Annotated in this window: 25 protein-coding genes and 1 pseudogene; 6 read left to right on the top strand and 20 right to left on the bottom strand. The window is 51.7% G+C overall.

What is annotated here, in order from left to right; genetic code table 11:
• Positions 1-50: 50 nt before the first annotated feature.
• Together KNP84_RS10470 and KNP84_RS10465 are read right to left on the bottom strand one after the other, a co-directional pair.
• On the bottom strand, positions 51-695 hold the full coding sequence (locus KNP84_RS10470; RefSeq protein ID WP_021067587.1) for a YneB family resolvase-like protein: 645 nt from the start codon (positions 693-695) through the stop codon (positions 51-53).
• Positions 696-767: 72 nt separating this feature from the next.
• Complete coding sequence (locus KNP84_RS10465; protein WP_021067588.1) at positions 768-1004, bottom strand: hypothetical protein; 237 nt, start codon at positions 1002-1004, stop codon at positions 768-770.
• A 205-nt stretch (positions 1005-1209) separates the two neighbouring features.
• Between KNP84_RS10465 and lexA the strand changes: the two genes are divergently transcribed.
• Together lexA and KNP84_RS10455 are read left to right on the top strand one after the other, a co-directional pair.
• Positions 1210-1830, top strand: a complete 621-nt coding sequence (lexA, locus tag KNP84_RS10460; protein ID WP_021067589.1) for a transcriptional repressor LexA — start codon at positions 1210-1212, stop codon at positions 1828-1830.
• Positions 1830-2270: a metal-binding protein gene (locus KNP84_RS10455; protein WP_215114758.1), complete on the top strand. Its 441-nt coding sequence runs from the start codon at positions 1830-1832 to the stop codon at positions 2268-2270. Before lexA ends, KNP84_RS10455 begins: the two co-directional genes overlap by 1 nt.
• A gap of 86 nt (positions 2271-2356) precedes the next feature.
• Here the strand turns inward: KNP84_RS10455 and KNP84_RS10450 are convergent, their stop codons facing one another.
• From KNP84_RS10450 to hflX, 6 genes are all read right to left on the bottom strand, one after another.
• Complete coding sequence (locus KNP84_RS10450; protein ID WP_215114757.1) at positions 2357-2845, bottom strand: P-loop nucleotide/nucleoside kinase family protein; 489 nt, start codon at positions 2843-2845, stop codon at positions 2357-2359.
• 62 nt (positions 2846-2907) lie between these two features.
• Positions 2908-4011, bottom strand: coding sequence for a DNA alkylation repair protein (locus tag KNP84_RS10445; RefSeq protein WP_215114756.1), 1104 nt, complete (start codon positions 4009-4011; stop codon positions 2908-2910).
• Between the two features lie 156 nt (positions 4012-4167).
• Positions 4168-5508: a type I glutamate--ammonia ligase gene (gene glnA / locus KNP84_RS10440; RefSeq protein WP_215114755.1), complete on the bottom strand. Its 1341-nt coding sequence runs from the start codon at positions 5506-5508 to the stop codon at positions 4168-4170.
• A 46-nt stretch (positions 5509-5554) separates the two neighbouring features.
• Complete coding sequence (locus tag KNP84_RS10435; protein WP_215114754.1) at positions 5555-5953, bottom strand: MerR family transcriptional regulator; 399 nt, start codon at positions 5951-5953, stop codon at positions 5555-5557.
• Between the two features lie 93 nt (positions 5954-6046).
• Positions 6047-7342 (bottom strand): methionine gamma-lyase family protein, encoded by a 1296-nt coding sequence (locus KNP84_RS10430; protein WP_215114826.1) that lies wholly within the window; start codon positions 7340-7342, stop codon positions 6047-6049.
• Between the two features lie 7 nt (positions 7343-7349).
• A complete protein-coding gene (gene hflX / locus KNP84_RS10425; protein WP_131471212.1) occupies positions 7350-8594 on the bottom strand; it encodes a GTPase HflX in 1245 nt (414 codons plus the stop codon).
• Positions 8595-8696: 102 nt separating this feature from the next.
• Here hflX and KNP84_RS10420 point away from each other — a divergent pair, with 102 nt between their 5' ends.
• Positions 8697-9707, top strand: coding sequence for a site-specific integrase (locus KNP84_RS10420; protein ID WP_215114753.1), 1011 nt, complete (start codon positions 8697-8699; stop codon positions 9705-9707).
• Between the two features lie 69 nt (positions 9708-9776).
• A pseudogene (locus KNP84_RS10415) lies at positions 9777-11346 on the top strand (IS3 family transposase).
• Positions 11347-11414: 68 nt separating this feature from the next.
• On the opposite strand, the gene KNP84_RS10410 reads toward KNP84_RS10415, so the two are convergent.
• On the bottom strand, positions 11415-11963 hold the full coding sequence (locus tag KNP84_RS10410) for a GNAT family N-acetyltransferase (RefSeq protein ID WP_215114752.1): 549 nt from the start codon (positions 11961-11963) through the stop codon (positions 11415-11417).
• Positions 11964-12005: 42 nt separating this feature from the next.
• Complete coding sequence (locus tag KNP84_RS10405) at positions 12006-12944, bottom strand: alcohol dehydrogenase catalytic domain-containing protein (protein ID WP_215114751.1); 939 nt, start codon at positions 12942-12944, stop codon at positions 12006-12008.
• Between the two features lie 159 nt (positions 12945-13103).
• Here KNP84_RS10405 and KNP84_RS10400 point away from each other — a divergent pair, with 159 nt between their 5' ends.
• A complete protein-coding gene (locus tag KNP84_RS10400) occupies positions 13104-14261 on the top strand; it encodes an MFS transporter (protein WP_215114750.1) in 1158 nt (385 codons plus the stop codon).
• A gap of 55 nt (positions 14262-14316) precedes the next feature.
• On the opposite strand, the gene KNP84_RS10395 is transcribed toward KNP84_RS10400, so the two are convergent.
• Both KNP84_RS10395 and KNP84_RS10390 read right to left on the bottom strand, forming a co-directional pair.
• Positions 14317-14844 (bottom strand): hypothetical protein, encoded by a 528-nt coding sequence (locus KNP84_RS10395; protein WP_058763817.1) that lies wholly within the window; start codon positions 14842-14844, stop codon positions 14317-14319.
• Positions 14834-15649, bottom strand: a complete 816-nt coding sequence (locus tag KNP84_RS10390) for a hypothetical protein (protein WP_215114749.1) — start codon at positions 15647-15649, stop codon at positions 14834-14836. Before KNP84_RS10390 ends, KNP84_RS10395 begins: the two co-directional genes overlap by 11 nt.
• A gap of 89 nt (positions 15650-15738) precedes the next feature.
• Between KNP84_RS10390 and KNP84_RS10385 the strand changes: the two genes are divergently transcribed.
• The gene (locus KNP84_RS10385) at positions 15739-16287 is read left to right on the top strand and encodes a DUF4256 domain-containing protein (RefSeq protein ID WP_215114748.1); all 549 of its coding nucleotides are present in this window, start codon (positions 15739-15741) and stop codon (positions 16285-16287) included.
• Between the two features lie 23 nt (positions 16288-16310).
• On the opposite strand, the gene KNP84_RS10380 is transcribed toward KNP84_RS10385, so the two are convergent.
• The 8 genes from KNP84_RS10380 to KNP84_RS10345 form a co-directional block, all read right to left on the bottom strand.
• The gene (locus KNP84_RS10380) at positions 16311-16793 is read right to left on the bottom strand and encodes a hypothetical protein (RefSeq protein WP_215114747.1); all 483 of its coding nucleotides are present in this window, start codon (positions 16791-16793) and stop codon (positions 16311-16313) included.
• An 82-nt stretch (positions 16794-16875) separates the two neighbouring features.
• Positions 16876-17358 carry a hypothetical protein gene (locus tag KNP84_RS10375; protein ID WP_215114746.1) on the bottom strand — a complete coding sequence of 161 codons (483 nt, stop codon included), beginning with the start codon at positions 17356-17358 and terminating at the stop codon, positions 16876-16878.
• 159 nt (positions 17359-17517) lie between these two features.
• Entirely contained in the window at positions 17518-18540 is a 1023-nt protein-coding gene (locus KNP84_RS10370) for a hypothetical protein (protein WP_215114745.1), read from the bottom strand.
• A complete protein-coding gene (locus KNP84_RS10365; RefSeq protein ID WP_215114744.1) occupies positions 18537-19055 on the bottom strand; it encodes an RNA polymerase sigma factor in 519 nt (172 codons plus the stop codon). The genes KNP84_RS10370 and KNP84_RS10365 overlap by 4 nt, the downstream gene beginning before the upstream one ends.
• 97 nt (positions 19056-19152) lie before the next feature.
• Positions 19153-20334 carry a glycine C-acetyltransferase gene (locus KNP84_RS10360; protein ID WP_215114743.1) on the bottom strand — a complete coding sequence of 394 codons (1182 nt, stop codon included), beginning with the start codon at positions 20332-20334 and terminating at the stop codon, positions 19153-19155.
• 14 nt (positions 20335-20348) lie between these two features.
• On the bottom strand, positions 20349-21425 hold the full coding sequence (gene tdh, locus KNP84_RS10355) for an L-threonine 3-dehydrogenase (protein ID WP_051627709.1): 1077 nt from the start codon (positions 21423-21425) through the stop codon (positions 20349-20351).
• A gap of 169 nt (positions 21426-21594) precedes the next feature.
• Complete coding sequence (locus KNP84_RS10350) at positions 21595-21855, bottom strand: stage V sporulation protein S (protein ID WP_012726477.1); 261 nt, start codon at positions 21853-21855, stop codon at positions 21595-21597.
• 26 nt (positions 21856-21881) lie between these two features.
• Positions 21882-22676 (bottom strand): TIGR00282 family metallophosphoesterase, encoded by a 795-nt coding sequence (locus KNP84_RS10345; RefSeq protein ID WP_058763830.1) that lies wholly within the window; start codon positions 22674-22676, stop codon positions 21882-21884.
• Positions 22677-22704: the final 28 nt, after the last annotated feature.

Raw genomic sequence — 22704 nt, 5'->3', positions numbered from 1 at the left:
CCCTCTCTACTGAATTTGTTCTTCTACTGTACAAAATCAGCGAGCAGGAATCAAGTTTCTGGCACTGATACGTGCTCCAAATAACGACGGTTCACGGTCGCTTTCGACACCTCATAGCCAAAACCACGTAGCGTGGCGGCAATTTCAGCGAACGTCAGTCCGCGCTCGCGCAGTTGGACGATCTCTTCGATCGGGACTTCGATTCGGCTCCGACCGCCTTGATCGTGATGTTGGATGTTGCGGTGCGGGTTGAACCCGTTCGCGACCGCCCGACGCATGCCGCGTGAGATTTTCGCATTATGGATTTTACGCTGGTACTCCTCGACGACACTGACGATTTCAAGCACCATCTTCTCGGCATCCGAGACGACGTATTCATCGGACGATTGCATCGTCAACAAGCGGACGTTATGTTTCATGAGCGTATGCAAGATGGCGATTTTCGCGTTCCCTCGTCCGAGGCGGCTGTCATCGCTCACGAGCACGGCATCGAGATTAGACGTCGAGACGTGCTCCAACAAATCGAGCAACCCCGTCCGATTGACCTCATACCCACTCTCTTGCTCACTGATCACATCGACGATTTCGGCGTCAAGACGTTTCGCCATCCGCGTCAGTTCGTCCGCTTGGCGACCGAGTGACGTCTCTTGCGTGGACTTGTTCGTCGACACGCGACAATAAATGACGACTCGCATCCCGTCACTTCCTTTCTTTCCATTCGCCCTCTACGATACACAGGTTCGGGGGCTGTTCGCAATCAGAAAAGATTATTCGGCGGCGAACCACGTCGTCTTGTCGTCTTCTTTCTCAGCGCGTTCGGCGAGAAGCTGTGCCTCGAGCGACTCGGCCTCCGTCAAGGCGACTTCTTCTTCGACGCTATGCTCGATCACCGGTTCGGTCGCGACGACATCGACGTCGTGGCGCATCTCCCCGACCATATAAAACGCGAACATTCCAAGTGCCAACATGCCGACTAAAATGATTCCATTGATTGTGTCTCTCATAACGATTACCTCCTGGGAATAAGAATACACGTTCTCGAGAACGTCTGTTCGTTTATCTGTTCTCATCATAAAACAAGAACTTCTGTTCGGTCAAGTAGAAAAAAACGAACGAATGTTTGTGCGCTCATGTGTTCTTGTGTTAAACTAAACCCATAAAGAATAGGATGCGTTCGCAGGTTATTCGACATAATCGAGGTGAAATCCATTGAAAAAAATGTCAGCAAGACAACAACAGATTCTTGATTTTATAAAAGCCGAGGTCCGGGCGAAAGGGTATCCACCTTCCGTTCGTGAAATCGGAGAGGCAGTCGGACTCGCATCGAGCTCGACCGTCCACGGCCACTTGGACCGTCTAGAGAAGCGTGGATTGATTCGACGTGACAAGACGAAGCCACGTGCCATCGAAATTTTAGATGAAGAGATGTCAGTCGTGGAAGACCATGATGCCGTCATGTACGTGCCGGTCATCGGGAAAGTCACGGCCGGTACGCCAATCACGGCAATCGAGAACGTGGAAGAGCACTTCCCGCTCCCGGCCCACGTCGTCGGTTCCGACAACGTCTACATGCTCTCGGTATCGGGAGACTCGATGATTAACGCCGGCATCTTGGATGGGGACCGTGTCCTCGTCCGCCAACAGAACACGGCCGACAATGGAGAGATTGTCGTCGCCATGACGGATGAAGGCGAAGCGACAGTGAAGCGGATTTATAAAGAAGCTTCGAAAGTCCGTCTTCAACCGGAGAACGACGAACTCGAAGCGATGTATTTCGATAACGTGTCGATTTTAGGGAAGGTCATCGGTGTATACCGTACGATTCACTAATGGCGAGTGGCAAGACACATACCCGTACGAATCTCGTGGCAATCGGTGCTCTTGCGATTGCCACGCCTTTTATTGACATCGATATTCCGACAGTGTTCCTATTCGGCGCCCTAATCGGGACGTTCTGGCTCTCCCCGGACCTTGACTTAAAGTCGGACGCCTATTATCGATGGGGACCACTCCGAGGCTTTTGGCTCCCTTACGTGAAGATTATGCCCCATCGGTCGTTATTCTCGCATCTGCCGCTCTTGAGTGATTTGATCCGGGTCATCTATCTAGGCTTCCCGCTCACGCTTTTGCTCACGTTCACGCCGTATGAGGAAGCTGCCAGATCGTGGCTCGACCTGAACGGGGCCGCCTGTTTCTTCGGACTCGTCTTCGCGACGACGTTACATACGACGCTCGATTATGCGTCGACGTTCTTCAAACGTGCCTTTTAAGCCAAACATTTATGCTATGCACCTAAAAGGGCAACCCGTCTACTAGACTGGGTTGCCCTTTTTAAGCGTCTGAAGATATTAACGGATTAATCATATTCGATAATTCGGATTCCTTCCGACTCAGAAGGTGCTTCAAAAAACGAAGTGACATGATCGAACACTTCTTTTGTGTCAAATGCTGCCCGTTCAGGCATTTCTGTCCGCCTTTTAGCAATTCGTCTCATACACTGCTCGTCGCTAAGATTCAGATAAATCAATTGATGGTCTGCCCCAACCTTGTTCGCTATGGCAAGAAACCATTGACGTAGACCGATTGTGTTGGCAGGGAAGTCCATCACGACATTTGTCCCTACTTCAAGCATACGCTGGACAGTTGTTTCTACGATTGGTTTGAGCAGTTCAGAGTGTCGTCTGTAATCTTCGAACGTATGAATCTGATTAGGATAAAGTGCCTGTAACCACTCATCCTCGGACAACCGTACCGCATGCTTTTCGAGCTCGAGTCGCTTGGATACCGTTGATTTCCCTGCCCCCATCTTCCCACAAAGAAAAAATAATGTTCCTTTTTCCATCATGATCATCTCTCCTGTCCACACAGATGTGGGTGCTGACATCATATTGTTTCGCAAAGTATGATTCAATCATCGCGTTTATACAACATGATGTGATTCTCAGCGACTTCGCGTCCATTGACCAGCAAAACGACACGATGCTCACCCGGATAATGTCGGCGCGTCGTCAAATCTGCCCAACTGTGCATCCTGTTCGCGACCAGTCGCGCACCCCCGGCGACGATTTTATTCGCTAGCAGAAATGCCTTACGACTCGCTTTCCCGTTCGCTTTTATGAAATCGATGGCGTATTCGACCCGAATATAGGCGGCATCGCCTGGACGAATCGACACATCGTATTGAATCTCGCACGCCTCCCCTATGCTGAGCACGTTCGGATGTATCGAAATCGATGCGTTGACGGTCAAATCCGTTTCTTGCGTATAACCGAACAGCGTTAAGCCGTCAGGATGTGCGGATTTGATCAATGTTCGGCACGCATGTCTGATGACCCAATCGGTATGAGGATGTTCGCCTTGCCATCGACGCGAGACTTCGAGCACGGCTTCCGGGTGATCTTTCGAGATATCGTTGAGATTGTTGGCGACACTTTTCCTTACATATAATGATGGGTCTTCTTTCAATAACTCTAAAACCGCAAACACGGGAGCCGGATTTTCTCTGAACATCGGTAATGACTCCGCCCACGGAAGACGAGGACGACAGCCTTCACTTGCCAATCTTCGCACATGCTCATTCGGATGCTTGGCCCATGCCATCATGCGATCCATTACTCGCGTCGAATCACGAAGCAGAAAAGGTCTGATTGCGAATTCAGAAGACGATTTCTGCGTGAAGAGTTCGAGTGCTGACATCGAGCGTTCCCAATGTTCTTCCGCCTGTCCATACACTTCTACGAAGTCGGGAAAGAATAAATATGGAAAGCCGACACAATCGTCTGCAATTTCAACCAATACATCTATAGCTGACTCATAGTTTTGAGGTAAGTACTCCCCGAGCTTTGTCGAAATACGGCGCATACGCCCTTTCAGCGCTAACGCTTCCCATGACTCATCTACAATCGATGCGACAAATGCTTGTATATCAAACGATGGGTAAACGGATTGAATACGTCGTCCAAATCCTAGCAAAAAATCCTCATGATATACCTCTTTCAACGGTGTGGCCACGTCTTCCATCTCCTTCAGTTTCGTCTAGTCCGCTCATCCAGCCATACATTCTTCCTCATTATATAGAACGATAGAAAAAGAGTCCTGAATGAGTTCTTCTTGCGAAGACTCCTTCAGGACTCTGATTGGTAGGGTTAACGTCCCCAGTTCATCTACTTAGTAGAGCGTCATGTACTGATCGCGTTCCCACTCTGTTACTTGCGTACGGAACATATCCCACTCGATTTCTTTCAACTCGAGGAAGTGTTCACCGATGTGGTCACCGAGTGAATCCATCACGACTTTATCGGCGCGAAGTACTTCGAGTGCGTCGAAGAGTGTAGCCGGAAGGTCGTCAATGCCGTTTGCAACACGCTCAGGCTTGTCCATCACGTAGATGTTGCTGTCAATCGGCTTCGGAGCTGTCATGTCTTTCTCGATTCCGTCGAGGCCAGATGCCAAGAGGGCAGACAACGCAAGGTACGGGTTCGCCGCTGGGTCAACTGAACGCACTTCGATACGCGTCGAGAGGCCACGGGCCGCAGGTACACGAACGAGTGGTGAACGGTTGCGCGCGCTCCATGCTACATAGCAAGGTGCTTCGTAACCAGGTACGAGGCGCTTGTACGAGTTGACCGTCGGGTTACAGACGGCCGTGAACGCACGAGCATGCTCGAGAATCCCTGCTGTGAAGGCGCGGGCCGTATCAGAAAGTTCCATTTCGCCGTTTGGATCGTAGAAGACGTTCGTGTCACCTTTAAAGAGCGACATGTTGGCGTGCATCCCTGAACCGTTGACACCGAAGAGTGGCTTCGGCATGAACGTCGCGTGAAGACCGTATTTCGCTGCGATCGTCTTGACAACGAGTTTGAACGTTTGGATGTTATCAGCCGTTGTGACCGCATCTGCGTATTTGAAATCGATTTCGTGCTGACCTGGTGCGACTTCGTGGTGTGATGCTTCGATTTCGAAGCCCATGTTTTCGAGCTCGATGACGATTTCTTTACGGCAGTTCTCGCCGAGGTCGACCGGTGCCAAGTCGAAGTAACCGCCTTGGTCGTTGAGTTCGAGTGTCGGTTGGCCGTTCAAGTCTTTCTTGAAGAGGAAGAACTCAGGCTCTGGTCCGACGTTGAATGCTGTGAAGCCGAGCTTTTGCATGCGCTCGAGGTTACGCTTCAAGCTACCACGCGGGTCACCACTGAACGGTGTGCCGTCCGGGTTATAAATATCACAAATCAAGCGAGCGACTTTACCGCTGCCGTCTGTCCACGGGAAGACAACCCATGTATTGAGGTCTGGATAGAGGTACATGTCTGATTCCTCGATGCGAACGAAACCTTCGATTGAAGAGCCGTCGAACATCATCTTGTTATCAAGTGCTTTGTCCAATTGGCTGATCGGTACCTCGACGTTTTTGATTGTCCCGAGGATATCCGTGAATTGAAGACGAATAAAGCGTACGTCCTCTTCTTGTGCGATCCGTTTGATGTCTTCTTTCGTGAACGTTTTTCTGGCCATGGTAAAATGTCCCCTCTCACATTGTGTAATGGTTAATGTACTGGCGTCATCGATAAAAACGTGACAGCTCACCTTGAATGAGCGACGTCTTATTGAAACGGCCAGCTTCTTGAAGCTGTGTTTTCAATAATTTGTGTAACTCTTGTTCAGAGATCTTCGGTGCTTCATCGACCGGCGCTTTTGGTGATTCCGCATCTTTGGCATCCGTGTTGTCGAGCATATGACGAATCGCCGCCAAGTTGAAGCCTTGGTCGATAAAATCCTTGATCGCGAGTAGACGTTCGACATCATTAAAGGAATAGAGCCGTCGTTTCGATTCCGTCCGACTAGGCGAAATCAGACCCTGTTCTTCATAGTACCGAATCTGCCTACCTGTCAGTTGAGTCAAATCTTGAACGATTCCTATCGGAAACAACGGGTTGGAGCGACGAAATTGATCGGCCATCTCTTACCCCTCCTTTTCTGTCTCACAATGTGAGAATAATACATGACAACTTACCTGTCAATAGATGTTAAGAAAGTTAACATGACATTTCGGTTACAACTTCTGTGAGAGTATGTCACGGTCAAATGTGACGAGCTCTTTCGTCCGCAATTGGCTCAAGGCGAGCATGAGCGCGACCTTGACGTGGGCGTACGTCAAGCCGCCTTGCACGTAGGCCGTGTAAGGAGCACGGAGCGGTCCATCGGCTGATAATTCAATCGACGAGCCTTGAATGAACGTCCCGGCCGCCATGATCACATCATCTTCATAGCCCGGCATATAGGCCGGTACCGGCAACGCATGCGCATTGACCGGTGACGCCATCTGGATGCTCTGACAGAACGCAATCATTTTATCGCGATCGCGGAACGTCACGGATTGAATCAAATCGGTCCGAGGCGTCGTGTAGTGCGGGTCGGTCTCGAAACCGAGCAATCCGAGCAGGCTCGCCGTCAAGTGCGCCCCTTTCAAGGCTTGGGCGACCGTGTGCGGCGCCATATAAAACCCTTGATACATCTCTTGGAGCGAATAGAGTGACGGACCGGCCTCGCTTCCGATGCCAGGTGTCGTCATGCGGAATGAGCAGCGTTCGACGAGTTCTTTCGTCCCGGCGATATAGCCACCCGTCTTCGCCAAGCCGCCACCCGGGTTTTTGATGAGCGAGCCGGCCATGAGATCAGCCCCGACGTGGGTCGGTTCAATCGTCTCGACGAACTCACCGTAACAGTTGTCGACGAAGACGAAGACGTGCGGGTGTGCCGCTTTGATTTTCGCGATTGCCTCCCCGATTTCTCGGACCGGGATGCTGCGTCGATTGGCGTAACCTTTCGAGCGCTGGATGCCAACGAGCTTCGTCTCAGGGCGAATCCGTGCGATGACGGTCTCGACATCGATCTGGTCGTCTTTCAACTCGACCGTGTCGTAGCCGACACCAAGTTCTTTGAGCGACCCACGGCCGTCTCCCCGAATCCCAACAATCTCTTCAAGCGTATCGTACGGCTTGCCGGTAATATAAAGCAGTTCATCCCCTGGCAACAACACACCGAACAAGGCGATCCCGATGGCGTGCGTCCCAGAGATGATTTGCGGGCGGCACAGGGCGAGGTCCGCCCCGAACACGTCAGCATAAATCGATTCGAGCGTGTCGCGTCCGATATCGTCATAGCCGTACCCGGTCGTCGGATTGAAATGAAAATCCGACACTTTATGCTTCTTAAACGACTCGAGGACACGGTATTGGTTGAACTCCGCTGTCGCCTCGATCGTTTCAAAATATGGTTTTACCCGCGCTTCCGCCTCGGTCACGAACGGGGCCAATTCATCATAATACGCAATCTTTTCTTGCCACATCATTGTTTCACACCTCAAATTGTTTAAGCGTCGCATATAGACGCGTGTCTTCTCTCATATATCCAACGAGTTCGACCGAACCGTCATCGAGGAACTTCTCCTCGAGACGATACATCGAATCTTTGGCCGGATGGTAATGCTCGAACGAGCGGACCGGCAAGATGACGTGTACTTTCGTTAACACATCAGCAATCTTATCTTCGATCGCGCCGATGAGCGTCTCGATATCGTTCGAGTCGAGCGCCGAGATGACGAGTGGTCCGCCAACGAAGTCTTCGGTCAACCGGTCTTTCTTATTGTATACCTCGAGCTGCGGCAACTCACTCGCGCCGAGTTCCGTCAAGACCGAGTTGGTCGTGTCGATTTGGTTCATGTAATGCGGGTTTGACGCGTCAATGACGTGCAAGACGAGGTCAGCCCCGAGCACTTCCTCGAGCGTCGAGCGGAACGCGGCGACGAGTTTCGTCGGCAAGTCGCGAATAAATCCGACCGTATCCGTGATGAGCACTTTTCCGCCGCGCGGCAATTCGAGCTCACGCGTGAGCGGATCGAGCGTCGCGAACAATTCGTCCTGTTCGTACGTATCGGCGTCCGTCAAGCGGTTGAAAATCGTTGATTTCCCGGCATTCGTATATCCGACGAGCGCGACTTGGAACACACGGTTCTCTTTCCGACGTTCGCGGTAACGGTCACGGTGCGCGACGGTGCCTTCGAGATTTTTCTTAATCTCGTCGATGCGGCGCTTGATGTGTCGGCGGTCCGACTCGAGTTTCGTTTCACCCGGTCCCCGCGTCCCGATTCCGCCACCGAGACGTGACAGTTGCGTGCCTTGTCCGATTAAGCGTGGGAGCAGGTAGTTCATCTGGGCGAGCTCGACTTGGAGCTTCCCTTCTTTCGATTGAGCCCGTCCGGCAAAGATGTCTAGAATCAATTGCGTCCGGTCAATCAGTTTCATCTCGTCCGGGTCGTTCAGCGAGATGCGGATGTTCTTCGACTGGGCTGGCGACAGCTCGGCGTTGAAGATAACGATGTCCGGCTCAAACTGTTCGATGAGCACCGCGAGCTCCTCGACCTTCCCTTTCCCGATGAACGTGCGGCGGTCGACTTGTTGCCGTTTCTGGTCGAGACGGGCGACGACCTCACCTCGTGCCGTATCGACCAATTCGACGAGTTCCCCCATCGATTGTTCATATGTCCAATCGTCGACAGTCGGTAATTGACATCCGACGATAATGACTTTCTCTCGTTGCATAAAAATCCCTCATTCCTATAAGTCTCATCCTCCATCTTACCACGAAACGACGAATGGAGAACGTCCGTTTGTGGTACGATATGAGGAGAAGGAGGAACGTCCATGACGAAACGTAGAAAAGAGTATCCATTGCCTGAATATATCGAGGCGTACTTGTTCCATCTCGGCGCAAGCGGCCGTCAACCGTCGACGCTGAAACGCTATCGGTACGACTTGATCGATGTGCACAAATACTTTCATGACCATAACGTCGAGCTCGATGCCCCGGAGGCGTGGCTCGCCGTCCCGCTCGAATCGTGGAAGACGTTCGTCAACGACTTCCTCATCGAAGAGAAGCAATACCAACAAGCGACGGTCGCCCGAATCGTCACCGTCATCAATAGCCTGACCGTCTTCTTGAATCCGCACCGGAAAAAGATGCTAGCCTATGCCCAACCAGCCCATACGCTCACCGTCGACCAGATTGCATTGCCCGCCGAGTTCAGCAAGCTCGTTCGGAAGATCCGTTCGACAAGCGGGCTGAGTGAGAACCAGCTTCAGGCGCATCCGTATCTCGTCAATCGGAACGAGCTGATCGTCACGTTGTTCTATAAATATGGACTCCGGGTGCACCATATCATCCGCCTCCGGATGAACGACCTGCATCTCGCGAGCCATGAGTTCGACGTCTATGACCGGCTCGGCAACCGGTTCACGTTGAAACTCAGTCAAGAGGACCAGACACTCCTCATGAACTATTTGGCCGACATCCCGACGCCGGTCCGTCCGCGTTGGTACTCGGACGATCCCGTCTTCGTCTCGTTCGACTTCTCCCGGATGACGTTCCGTTGGGTGTATGCGAAGAACCAGCCGAAACAGCTGACGATTGTCATGATTACGAAGATGATGCGCCAATTGAATGAACGCAGCGGTCTCAGCCGTTCGGTCACACCGTCGATGCTCCGGAACGCCCACGTCTTGAAGACGTATGCGACCGACATGACGTCACTCGAGCGGATGAACGTGACATGTATGCATAAAGAGTCATCGCTCCGGCGCTATGAGCAGGCGTATGCCGAGTTCGGTAGCGAACTCTTCGGCGAACAAATCCCAAACGAAAACCCCGCCTTGTAATGATATGCTCCCCAATAGGTAGACAGATGAAATAACAAATCTGTTTATCTGATTGGGGAGTGTTTTTTTATGGCGAGAAGTCGGCATTCGATCGAACAAAAACTGAGCGCGCTGCGCATGATGAATGAAGAAAAATATACTTGGAAGGAAATCATGGAGGCCCATCACGTCTCTAAGCATACCCTTCGGGTATGGAAAGTGAAATTCGATACCGGTGGGATCGATGCGTTGAAGGAATCGAAGACATGGAGACCTTACACCAAGGAACAGAAGATTGAGGCCGTCCGCGACTATCTCGATGGGATCACTACTATGGAAGTTCTCTCCAAACATCAGATCAGTGATTGGTCTGTTCTTCGAAGATGGGTTAAGAAGTATACTAGTCATAGCGAGTTAACAGATTCGAGGAAAGGGATGGATCGAGCTATGACAAAAGGAAGAAAACTACATTCGAAGAGCGCTTTGAAATCGTGAAATACTGTTTGGAGAATGGACGCAACTACCAACAGACCGCGGAAAAATTTCAGGTGTCCTATGCCCAGGTCTATGGCTGGGTCAAGAAGTATGACACGAACGGGGCAGAAGCGCTCCTAGACCGCCGTGGGCGTACGAAGCCAGAGGACGAACTAAGTGAAGAAGAGAAGCTGAAACGCCGTATCCGGCAAATGGAGCTTGAGAACGAACTTCTTCGTGCAGACAACCTATACCTAAAAAAGTTAGAGGAGATCGAGAGGAGGTCGTGATCAGCCAGGTACGGCTACAGCAAAGATACACCGCCATCAAAGAACTATACGACGAGGAGGCCATTTCGATCGTCCTCCTCTGTCGGGTCGCTGGCATCTCACGGGCGGCCTATTACAAATGGTTGAATCGCACCATACCGGTGCGTCAAGAAGAGAACGAGGAGCTTCTGGAGGACATTCGTCTACTCTATGACCAGGCGAACGGCACATACGGATACCGTCGGATCACGATGACAATCAATCGGCTGCGTCGGCAACAAGGTCTGTCCCCGTTCAATGAAAAGCGAGTCTATCGTTTGATGCATATCCATGGGATCCAATCAATCATCCGCCGGAAGCGGAAGAAACATAAGAAGTCGACGCCACAGCATGTGGCGGAGAACCTGATGAACCGAGAGTTCAGTGCGTCCCGCCCGGACGAGAAATGGTGCACCGACGTCACCGAGTTCAAATATGGTTCCGGAAAAAAGGCATATCTCAGCGCGATCATCGACCTGTATGACGGCTCAATCGTCGCCTATCGTATCGGGAGGTCCAACAACAACGTTCTCGTCTTCCAGACGATGATGCCAGCCATCGCGGGGCTCCGGTCAGGAGCGGGTCCGATGATCCATAGCGACCGAGGGTTCCAATATACCTCGAGAGGGTTCAAGCGAATGGTGGAAGACGCGGGACTGACCCACAGCATGTCCCGGGTCGGACGTTGTATCGACAACGCCCCGATCGAGAGTTTTTGGGGCACCTTGAAAGTTGAGATGTACTACTTGCGTCAGTTCCAGGCCTATAACGAACTCACGACGGCCATCGAGAAATACATATCGTTCTACAACCACGAGCGTCTCCAGAAACGACTAAACGGCTTGAGCCCTGTCGAATACAGGTCTCAAGCCGCCTAGGTTGGTTTTCATTATTTGCCCTGTCTACTTGACGGGGAGCAGTTCATAACAGGACGGGGTTTTGTATGTTAATGGGCCCATTCATCTCGCAACAGCCCGTACACGACGTGGTCGACGTAGCGGTCATAGAGCCACTCCGCATTGCGGAGCACCCCTTCTTCGAGGAAGCCGAACCGTTCCGGCAAGGCCCGACTCTTCACGTTCCCGGTCGCGACCCGAATCTCAATTTTATCAAGTTTCAAGTCACGGAACCCATAATCAATGACCGTCTCGAGCGCTTGACTCATGATGCCCTTCCCTTGAAAGTCTTGGCCGAGCCAATAGCCGACCGTGCCGCACTTGATGCCCCGGTCGATATCGTTGAAGCCGATTGTCCCGGCGAGCTCACCCTGATACACAATCGCGAACGATTTCGGATACCCGCCCGTCTCCATCAATCCTTTAATTCGCCCTTCGATGTTTTGTCGTGAATCCTCGACCGTCTCGGTGTAATCGAGCCAACCGAGCCACTCGCGAAGGTATGGCTTCGACGCCATCGTCAACTGGAACAACGCCTCCGCGTCGTTCACGTTAAACATCCGTAGCGATAGTTCCTCATTCACTTTATAGTCGAGCATGTTTCCCCCGTCCTTTCCCTGTTTTCCATATTGACGTACGATTTAATTTTCTGTCTGTGGATACGTGACAGCAATCTTTAGCGGATGGATGGTCCGTTCACTCAACTCACTAAACGTGCGAATCAAGTCGTCTCGTTGAATGTCCATATCAAAAATTTGTTTAATATATTCGGCTCGTTGAACCGATTCGAAATACCACTGAAAGTGTTCCGGATAGTCCCAGCCGTCACTCGACCCCATAATCTGTAACTCTTTTTCATAGAATTGAGGCTGGAGGACGAGCGCCTCTTTATTCCCGTCCGATAACACACAAATCGATCGTTCCGGTTTCACAGCTTGCTGGAGTAAGGCAAATGCAGCATTGCTCGCTGAACACTCGATACCGTAGTCATAGCAATCGAACCCCATTTCGTTCGGCGCATATACACTCCCTACCCCAAACGCCTTAGCAAGTTCTCTCCGAGTAGGGTCCGGCTCAATCGCATCCACTTTCTCCACTCCATAAAAGACCTTCAAATAGTAAACCGCAAGGAGACCCATCGTACCCATGCCGGAAACGATGACCGCATCCTCTGGCTTAGGGTTCAACTTTCTCACCCCTTTGGCGGCATCACACGACAAGATGGCCAACAGAGCCGATTTATCGTCAATTTCTGCCGGTACGTGAAACGCCTTATCTGCAGAGACGATGCCATATGATTGTTGCCCATAAAACGCAAGGACTCGATCTCCAACTTGAAGCGATGTGACGTCTGTTCCTGTCTTCATGATGACGCCGTAACTTTCATAACCTACTTTTCGCGGATAGTCAGGCGTCGGATCGGTCAGGTCGTTCGCTTCGTATTGTGGGAGTTCGGCACCTATGCTGACGGAAGTCGTGATTGTCTGAATCAAGACTTCATCCGGCGCTAGAGCCGGCAGCTGACGTGAATCCCAACGCAGTCGTTTCTTCCCCACTAATTTTAACGATTGTTGAATCATCTGCCCCTCCTAAGAATTACAATTTTATCCACACGCTAAGTTTACATAAATAATCATTTTTTGTATAATTATTTTAATATTATATAGAGAGCGGTGTAAATATGTAATTCGACATCATGTCATCCACCCAAAATTGAATAGTTCTGGAGGAGAGTCATGATGAAGTCGTTTTACCTGCTGCTGGTCAGTCAATGGCTGGCCAATATTGGTGACGTGCTTTATATCGTCGCCTTGATCGCTTTGTTATATCAACAGACCGGTTCCGCCCTGACTGCGGCCAGTTTCCCGATTGCCGTCACGATCGGCATGACCGTGAGCGGTCTGTTCTTTGCCCGCGTCTTATCTCGGTTCACCCTCGGACAGACGCTGCTCGTCACGCAACTATTGAAGACGGCCTTGCTCGGAGCCGTCATGTGGTCAGAGTCGATTCTCGTCCTCGGTCTCGTCGTGCTCATCGCCTTCTTGGACGGGTTCGCCCGTCCGGTCCAAGCGTCGTTCATCCCCCGACTGACGACGAATCGTCAACAAGCGAACAGTCTCGTCCAAGGGTCGAACCAGTTCATCCAGCTGGCGATGTGGCCGCTCGGTACGATGGTCGTCGCTTCTTTCTCAAGCGCGATTGCCTTGACCGTCGCGTTGATGATGTTCATGCTCTCGACGCTCGTCACGCTTCGCTTCGTCCGTTCACTCGACCGCGACGTGACGGTAGAAGATGATGAATCAGACATTTCCCTTAGAGACAGCCTCGCCATCGTGCGAACAGCACCTCACGCTCGATTAATCACGGTATTCGTCACGTTCGAGTCTTTCGTCAGCACGCTCTGGATTTCTGCACTATTGCTCGTCTATCTGGAACGCCATCTCCACATCGATACGGGCTGGTGGGGCTCGATGAACGCAAGCTTCTTGATCAGCATGATTCTGGCCAGTGCATACTTGTATCGCGCTCAACGGACCAGTTCGCTTGCTGTAGGCTCCCTACTGTCGGTCGGGGCTGCCTTGTTGTTCGGCGTGACGTCTCATATCGCATTCGCGCTCATTGCGCTCGCAGTTCAAGGATACGCCACCCAACTTCGTATCATCCAAACGAACACGGTGCTCCAGGAAACGACACCGGCTTCGCAGCTTCCGTACGTCTATAGCGTCCAACAGACGGCCTACACCCTCGCCTTCAGCATCGGCAGCCTGACGTTCGGAATGCTCGCGGACGGATTACCGATCGCCATCGTCTATTTGATTGGCGCAGCGTTGACCGTTCCGCTCGTCTGGCTCGGTCGGCAAATCGATTTGACGGACGATGTGATTCAATCAGCTTAATAAGAAGGCGCCTTCTCGGTCAGAGAGGGCGCCTGTTTGCTGATATGTGGACTTTTTAAGATTGCTCGTAGTAATGCTTCCCACCAAAATAGATGGTTGGGCTCCCCCGACGGATACATTTTAACCCAATCGCCGCCTCGACAGTCGGGTCCGACATCGTGATGATTTCGAGGACCGTGTCCAATCCGTATATCCGATAGTGGCAAAATGTAGCGACGTCCGGTTTGATGTACTCCCACAACTGAAAACGTGTTTCTTGGAGTTGATCGAGATAGCCTGACTTTGTATAACGAACGATTTGATTTCCTTCAAACTTGTCATGAGGCGTGATCACCACTCCATCGGTATACGATTCATCGATGACTTCCATGTATATGATGTCTTCAAAGCGGAGCTTCACGTTCACCATCTCGCTTTGCGGAGGAATCCCATTCGCCTCAAGCCGCTCACGGAAAGAGACGTTCCGTTTCCTAGGGTGGTCGAAGAGCTGTAGATTGAACGTCAGAGTCTTAGGTCCGAGGTCATAATTGAAAGCAAACACGTGCATCATCCCGTCATACAAGAACAAATCTTCAAATCTCATTGGAAACCACCTCTCCCGGATGTTTATACTGAAACACACCGTAGCCATATCCTTGCGTCAAATCGCCTCCAATGAACAATGAGACGGTTTCTGTCTCGGTCGGGATGAGGAATCGAATGCCTTCCCACTCTTCATCATGTTCCAGGAGTGACACAATTTGATGAACAGCTTGTTCTGGTTGTCGGGAGACATCACAACTCACCTTATACGTCTTCGACCACGTCCATTTCCCACTAGATTCAATTGCATGATCGCTTCCCGTCCGCTTCGCCCAAGACTCAAAATCGGATAACAGTTTATTTTTGGATAAGACGACTTGGAATGACGTAACACCGAGTGCGATTAATAAGTCCGCAATGAATGCCGCAGGGGCCTTCACTTCCGGTAACCCGAACTCTCTCCATTGGCTGTCCGGTGAGAGGCCGTACATATCCTCCATTTTCAGAGAGTATGAATCAGGGTCATGAAACGTCTGACTGTGTGCCAATAAAAAATCGAGGAAAGAAACATCGTGTCCGGCTAGCTCGATGGACACAACTTTTTCTGTATATAATTTGCGATGATACGAATTATACAAAAAGACTAGTTTTTCATTCGAATAGATGCCAATCGGTAACGTCAAATCAATCCATCGAAGCTGAAGTAATTGTGGTTTGGTAAGTTCCAAATCTAACTCACCATAGTCAATCACGCGATAAGAACCGAGCGGCAAAACGTCTGACCAAATAGATTTGAGCAAGAACAAATCAATCGTCCGGAACGTCTGCGCATGTAGATGCTGAACATCTAAGGCATCGAAATTCAATTGGCATTCCCCTTTCCATGAACAGTGTGCTGAATCGATCACAAGTGATGTCGTATACTGAAAGAAACCTTGGAATGGAGTGATTGATGATGTCCACCCTTTCACACGAAGAAACAACCGAGTTGTTGAAAACTCTCGAAGCGCGCTTTACCACCAACCCCGAACGACATCAAGATCTCACCTGGCCCGACATCTTGACTCGTCTTCAAGCGGACGACCGTAAACTCGCCGCGCTCTCCGAAATGGAACGGACCGGCGGCGAACCCGATGTGATTCGACTTCCGAACGGGGAGCATGTCTTCTGTGACTGTTCGGTTGAAAGTCCGAGTGGTCGACGTAGCCTATGCTATGACGATGCGGCGTTAGCGGCGCGAAAGAAGAACAAACCGGTGGGGAGTGCCGTCGAGTTGGCTGAAGAGATGGGCATCGAACTACTCGACGAAGCAACGTATCGCCATCTGCAGACGCTCGGCACGTTCGACTTGAAGACGTCGAGCTGGATTGCCACCCCGGAATCGATTCGTCAAAAAGGCGGCGCCTTGTTCTGCGACCGCCGCTACGACCAGATCTTCGTCTATCATAATGGGGCCGACTCCTATTATGCGGCCCGTGGATTCCGCGGGATGTTGATTCTTTGAGCAGGGCCATTGGCCTTGCTTTTTTATGTGAAGAGCCAATTGAAGACGATGGGGACATATTTGACGAAGAAGAGACTGACGAAAAAGAGCGAGGGTACTTTTAGCAACCACATATACCAGACATTATCTTTACGCATCCAGAACAGAATGACGGCATGAAGCAGCGCATGCTGTGTGACGTTCGGTCCGTGTATCATTTGATTTATGAAAGCTGGCCACCCAGGAAATGAATCTATACCAAATGATGCCGTGAAATCTGGCGATGTATCATATTTAATGCGTACATACCACGCCATGGCATAAAGCGAAACAAAGAACGAAGCGACAATCGTCATCACTAAAAACGTTAAAAACTCTTTCCATGACTCCACATCGAGATAAAACACAACGAACAAAGTTCCAATTGCAAAAATAACCTGAATGATAAAAGCTGGAGAAATCGTCAGGACAGAAAACTCTTCTGCCGTCCAAAGGGCTCCCATCACAATACTAGTGTCGTCAATCATATTACATCCTCACTATTATCTAAAGATTAGGCCGTCATCAATCGTATGATGACAGCAACCTCGTTAATCCATCTGATTGTGATCACCTGAACACCCAGTTGATCACGACCGGAATATACTTGATGAAAAAGAGGCTTACAAAGAAAATAAAGATGACTTTTACCGGCCACATGTACCAGTTATTATATTTTCGCGTCAGGAACAGCAAAGCAGCATATGTAATCGCATTTCCAGTGACATCTGGCTCCTCCATACTCTGTGCCAGCAATTCTTTCCATCCTGGAAATGGACCGGGCGCAAACGAGGCCGCAAAGTCTGGCGTGATATCATGTTTCAGTCGTACATACCAGGCAAACACGTACATCGAAATGAAGAACAGTGACCATATTGTTATAACAGTATTGAACAATCGACCTTTCCAGCTCTTGCTTCGGGAATAAATCACGACAACCAAAGCCACAGCACTGAAGATGACGTTTATGATGAACGGCGGTGAAATCGTCAAGATGGAGAATGTTTCCGCGGACAGGGTTACGCCCATCACTAAATGTGAGGCTTGCATCATCGTCGCGTCGCCCTTTCTTTTATATAATAAATTCGGTAGTTGAAATAATATAAACGTTAATCATTTGGTTTACCTTTTCAAATTTTAGAGTCATTCCACCTAAATGTCTACCAAAATTTTCAAACTAAAACAGCATACCTGAATCAGGCATGCTGCAAGTCACTTATTAACGGGTTGAAGCTTTACTTGACCAATGCCTTCCACAATCAGCATCAGTTCTGGACCGGCATCTCGTGACGTGAACGGCACTTGGAACACCAGATTTGTTTTTCCGGCACTGACCGATCGACTATATCCAGATTCAATGTTGTACACGTTCCCATCCGCATCACGTAGCTTCACGTGGTCGATAAAATAGTTCTCATCGTAATCATCCCCGTTGACGGTAAGCTCGATTCGCATCGATGTCAGGTCGACAACCACATTCCCGACTTCAAGCGGGGAGACGGCGTCGTCAGCTTCATAACGGATCGCGGCTTGCATCGTCACCTGTTCAATCGGTAAACGCCAGTCACCGTTGATTGTATCGGTCTCCCCGTCACGGAACAGCCGAACCGTCTCAATCTCAATCGTCGCTCCTTCCAGTGACGGAATGTCTTTGTCGCCCGCCTCGCTCAACACTTCATATACGAGTGATCCGCTCTCATCGACCATCACGTTCACTTGATGGCCACGCATTCCACCGTCCCCCTTCAACGGCAACGTATCCGATACCATCTCGTCGACATACGATCCGTCCGCACTACGAACACGATAGTCGAGACTCAGATCCGTGACGTCTTTCCATGGTATTTCCTCTTTTGTCAGGACGAAACGGAGCGCGAGTTGATGGCGGTCGGCGATGACCCGCTCTAACTTGATGTGAACGTCTTGATCTGTGGTGGTCGCGACCGGTCGCTCTCCTCCGTTCGTCAACACGACTTGGTCGATGCCACGGTCTCCGAACTTAAATAAACGATCGATGGCGGCAAGCGCTGAACCGTCAAACGCCAGTATGAACACGAGCAACGTCGCGGCCGCCATCATGACCACCCCGCCGACACGGCGCTGGCGTCTCCGACGCGCCCGGTTCGCCTGTTCCCTGACGCGGGCATAGCCGGCATCGAACGCCTGGCGCGCCCCGCTCGATAGATTGGTTTCATTATGTAATTGTGTCAATCGCTTGTCGAACTCTTCATTCATACCGATTCACGCTCCTGTCGATAGTACGTCTGCTTCAACTGTTCTCTCGCCCGCGATAACCTTGCTTTGATTGTTCCTTCCGGCGTGCCAAGCACGTCTGCAATCTCACGGGTCGTCAGTTCCATCACATAGCGCAACGTGACGACTTCGCGATACATCGGGGCAAGAGCGTGAATCGCCTCGTCGAGTTCAAGGTGATACGCATCGTTCACCGCCGTTTCTTTGATGATGCCGTTCACGTTTGTCTCTCGCTCTCGCTTGCGGATGAGACGATGACATTCATTCAGCATGATTCGGTACAACCACGTATGCAGAAATTCAGCGTCACGCAACGTGTGCAGTTTCGTATAGGCGAGGAGCACCGTCTCTTGCATCACGTCGGCGACATCTGCTTCATGGCACAACATGCGTAGTGCGCCGCCATAGAGCGTCGACTCATAGTGTTGCATCAAGGTGATGAACGCCTCTTCATCGCCCTTTTGCGCCCGCTTGACGAGGCGTCTTCGTTGTTCCATCCGGTCGACCCCCTTTTTCTTTGTCATACATTAGAGTCGACAGCCTCGCGTTTCGTTGCATGAAAAAACTGCAGACGAATCGTCTGCAGTTTCAAGCTTATGCGTGAAGCGTGACGTTCAGTTCTTCCGCGACCGCTTTGAAGGCAGCGAGCGCGCGTTCGAGGTCGTCGCGCGTATGTTCCGCCGTCACGATCGTCCGAATCCGGGCCTTGCCTTTCTCGACCGTCGGGAAGGCGATGCTCTGTGCGAACACGCCGTGGTCTTTCAGCTTATCCGAGAATGTGTGCGCAAGCGTCTCTTCGCCGAGCATGACCGGTGTGATCGGCGTCGTCGCATGGCCGATATCGAAGCCGAGATCACGAAGACCCGTCTTGAAGAACTCGGTGTTCGCCCAAAGCTTATCGAACAGCTCTTCCTCCTCTTTCATGACACGGATCGCCTCACGGTTCGCCGCGACGACCGCTGGCGGGTGTGACGTCGAGAACAAGAACGGACGTCCCTTTTGAATCAAGAAGTCACGGATGTCGTTCGAGCAGGCGACGTAGCCGCCGAGGACACCAATCGCTTTCGACAACGTCCCGACTTGTAGCGCGACCCGGCCGTCGAGCCCGAAGTGGTTGACCGTACCGCGGCCGTTTTTGCCCAGCACGCCCGAGGCGTGGGCATCGTCGACCATGACCGCCGCGTCATACTTCTCGGCGAGCTCGACGATTTCTGGGAGCGGCGCGATGTTGCCGTCCATCGAGAAGACGCCGTCCGTGACGACGAGACGCGTCCGATAATCTTGCGTCTCTTTCAACGCCGCCTCTAAATCGGCGAGGTCGGTGTGCTTATAGATGCGGCGGGCCGCTTTCGTCAACCGGATGCCGTCGATAATCGAGGCGTGGTTGAGCGCGTCACTGATGACGACGTCTTCCGGACCGAGCAGTGCCGACAAGACGCCGAGGTTCGTCGCGAAGCCCGACTGGAACACGAGCGCCGCTTCCGTATGTTTGAATTCGGCGAGCTCGCGTTCGAACGCCTCGTGCATCTCGAACGTCCCGGCGATTGTCCGGACCGAACCTGTGCCGGCCCCGAACTGTTCGACCGCTTCAATCGCCGCTTGTTTCAAGCGCGGATGGTTGGCGAGTCCGAGATAGTTGTTCGAAGACAACTGGACGAGCGACTTGCCGTCGATCGTGACTTCGTTCGCTTGCGCCGACTCGAGCGGCACGAGCGAGCGGAACGTGCCCGCTTGTTTCATTTCATTGACTGCTTCTGTAATATGTTCAAATGCCATATCGATTCCCCCTGTTATGGTATTAAGACGACCTTTCCACATTTCCCGGCACGCATAAGCTCGAAACCTTGCTCGAACTCCTCAAGCTTGAACACGTGCGTGATAATCGGTTCTACGTTCAGCTGACCTGTCGCGAGTAGCGTCGACACTTGACCCCACGTCTCATACATCTTACGTCCGGTGATGCCCTGAACGCGCACCCCTTTGAAGACGACGTCACGCGTCAAGTCGATGGCGACCGGCTTGGCTGGGAGTGACAACACATTGACGTCCCCGCCGGCCGTGACCATCTTGAACGCCTGGTCGATGGCGACCGGATGCCCGCTCATCTCACAGACGACATCGATACCGTCCCCGTCCGTCTGATCCATGATCAGCTCGAGCGGATTTTGCTCGAGGCTATTGATGACGACGTCCGCCCCCATGTCTTCGGCGAGCTTCAACCGGTACGGGTTGACGTCAATCGCATAGACGCGGCTCGCACCCGCCGCCTTGGCGACGCCGACGGCCATGAGCCCGATTGGCCCACACCCGACGATGGCGACCGACTTGGCCGACACGTCACTCGCGAGCACTGTATGGACGGCGTTTCCGAGCGGCTCTTGAATCGAAGCGAGCTTGGCCGGCATCGACTCTGGATTGACCCACAAGTTCTCTTCGGGCATGACGACGTATTCAGCGAAACAGCCTTGCGTGTCGACACCGATGATTTTCGTGTTCTTACAGATGTGATACTGCCCGCGCAAACACTGTTTACATTGGTGACAGACGATATGCGTCTCGGCCGATACGGTCTGTCCGATTTGGATGCGTTTCGTTCCTTCCCCGAGCGCCACGACTTCCCCCGCGAACTCGTGACCGAACACGTATGGCGGTTTGACCCGGCTCTTTGCCCAGTCGTCCCACTCATAAATGTGGACATCGGTCCCGCAAATCGATGTCGCTTTCACTTTGATTAACACTTCCCCGGCTCCTGGTGTCGGGATTGGCACTTCGACCAATTGGGCCCCGAATCCGGCCGTATGTTTTTGAATCGCTTTCATCACAGGTGTCGTTGCTTCCTTCTCTGTCGTAGACACGAGCTGTTCCATTGAAAACGTCCCCCTCTTCATCTCTTAATCGAACTTCACGTTCTCTTTCATCTTGTCATAAAATGACGAACCTGAGAAGATAGAACGTCGATTTTCCAGACAAAAAAGAGAAGCCATCCGCGCCGATGGCTTCTCTTACAAGAATAGGACCTATGTCCCGACCGCAAGCTCATCTTGGTTCGATGATGAGCTTGATTGCCGTTCGTTCTTCTCCGTCAATCATAATATCGGTGAACGCCGGGATGCAAATCAAATCCAGCCCGCTCGGCGCGACGAAACCACGCGCGATCGCGACCGCTTTGATGGATTGATTGAGCGCTCCAGCGCCGATTGCTTGAATCTCACACGTTCCTTTTTCACGAAGTACGCCAGCGAGTGCACCCGCCACGGAGTTAGGATTCGATTTTGCCGAAACTTTGAGTACGTCCATTCTTGTTTCCCCCTCGGGTAGGTTGTTCAATCAAACCATACGGTCTGATCATCTAGGTGTATGCGTTCGATTTTCGTGGCTCGTTTCGATTGGTCATCGATTGTGATTAAAACTCCATTTAGTTGTTCCCGTCCCTCGGCAACTTCAAACCGGACCGGGAGCTGGGTGATGAATTTTCTTAAGACGACCTCGGCATCCATGCCGAGCACCCCGTCGAGCGGACCCGTCATCCCGACGTCAGTGATGTACGCCGTACCGTTTTGTAGGATGCGGTTGTCAGCCGTCTGGACGTGCGTATGGGTGCCGACGACGGCTTGAACGCGTCCGTCAAGATGATACCCCATCGCAATCTTCTCACTTGTCGCCTCGGCGTGCATGTCGACGAAAATCGCATCGACCTCGCCGCGAATCTCTTCGACGAGCGCGTCGACGGTGCGGAACGGACAGTCGAGCGACGGCAGGAACACCGTCCCCATCGCGTTGATGACGGCGAGCTTCTTCCCGCCTTGTTTCAACACCATCATCCCGACACCGGGCGTACCGGTAGGATAGTTGGCCGGGCGGACGATGCGGTCGGCATCATCAATCCAGTCAAAGATGTCACGGTTGTCCCAAGTATGATTCCCCATCGTCACGCCATGGAATCCAAGCTCGAGAAATTGTTGATAGATTTTTTTTGTGATACCACGTCCGTTGGCTGCATTTTCACCGTTGACGAGCATGAACGTCGGGCTATATTTGCTTTTTAAGCGTCCGATTTGGGCGCTCAAGATGTCGCGACCTGGTTTTCCGACCACGTCGCCGATAAATAAGATTTTCATAGTCTTGTCCTCCTCCAATAGAAAAAGC

Origin of the sequence: Exiguobacterium sp. s70 (assembly GCF_018618315.1) — a bacterium.
GTDB lineage: Bacteria > Bacillota > Bacilli > Exiguobacteriales > Exiguobacteriaceae > Exiguobacterium > Exiguobacterium chiriqhucha.
This window is presented reverse-complemented; position numbering and strand designations above follow the sequence as displayed.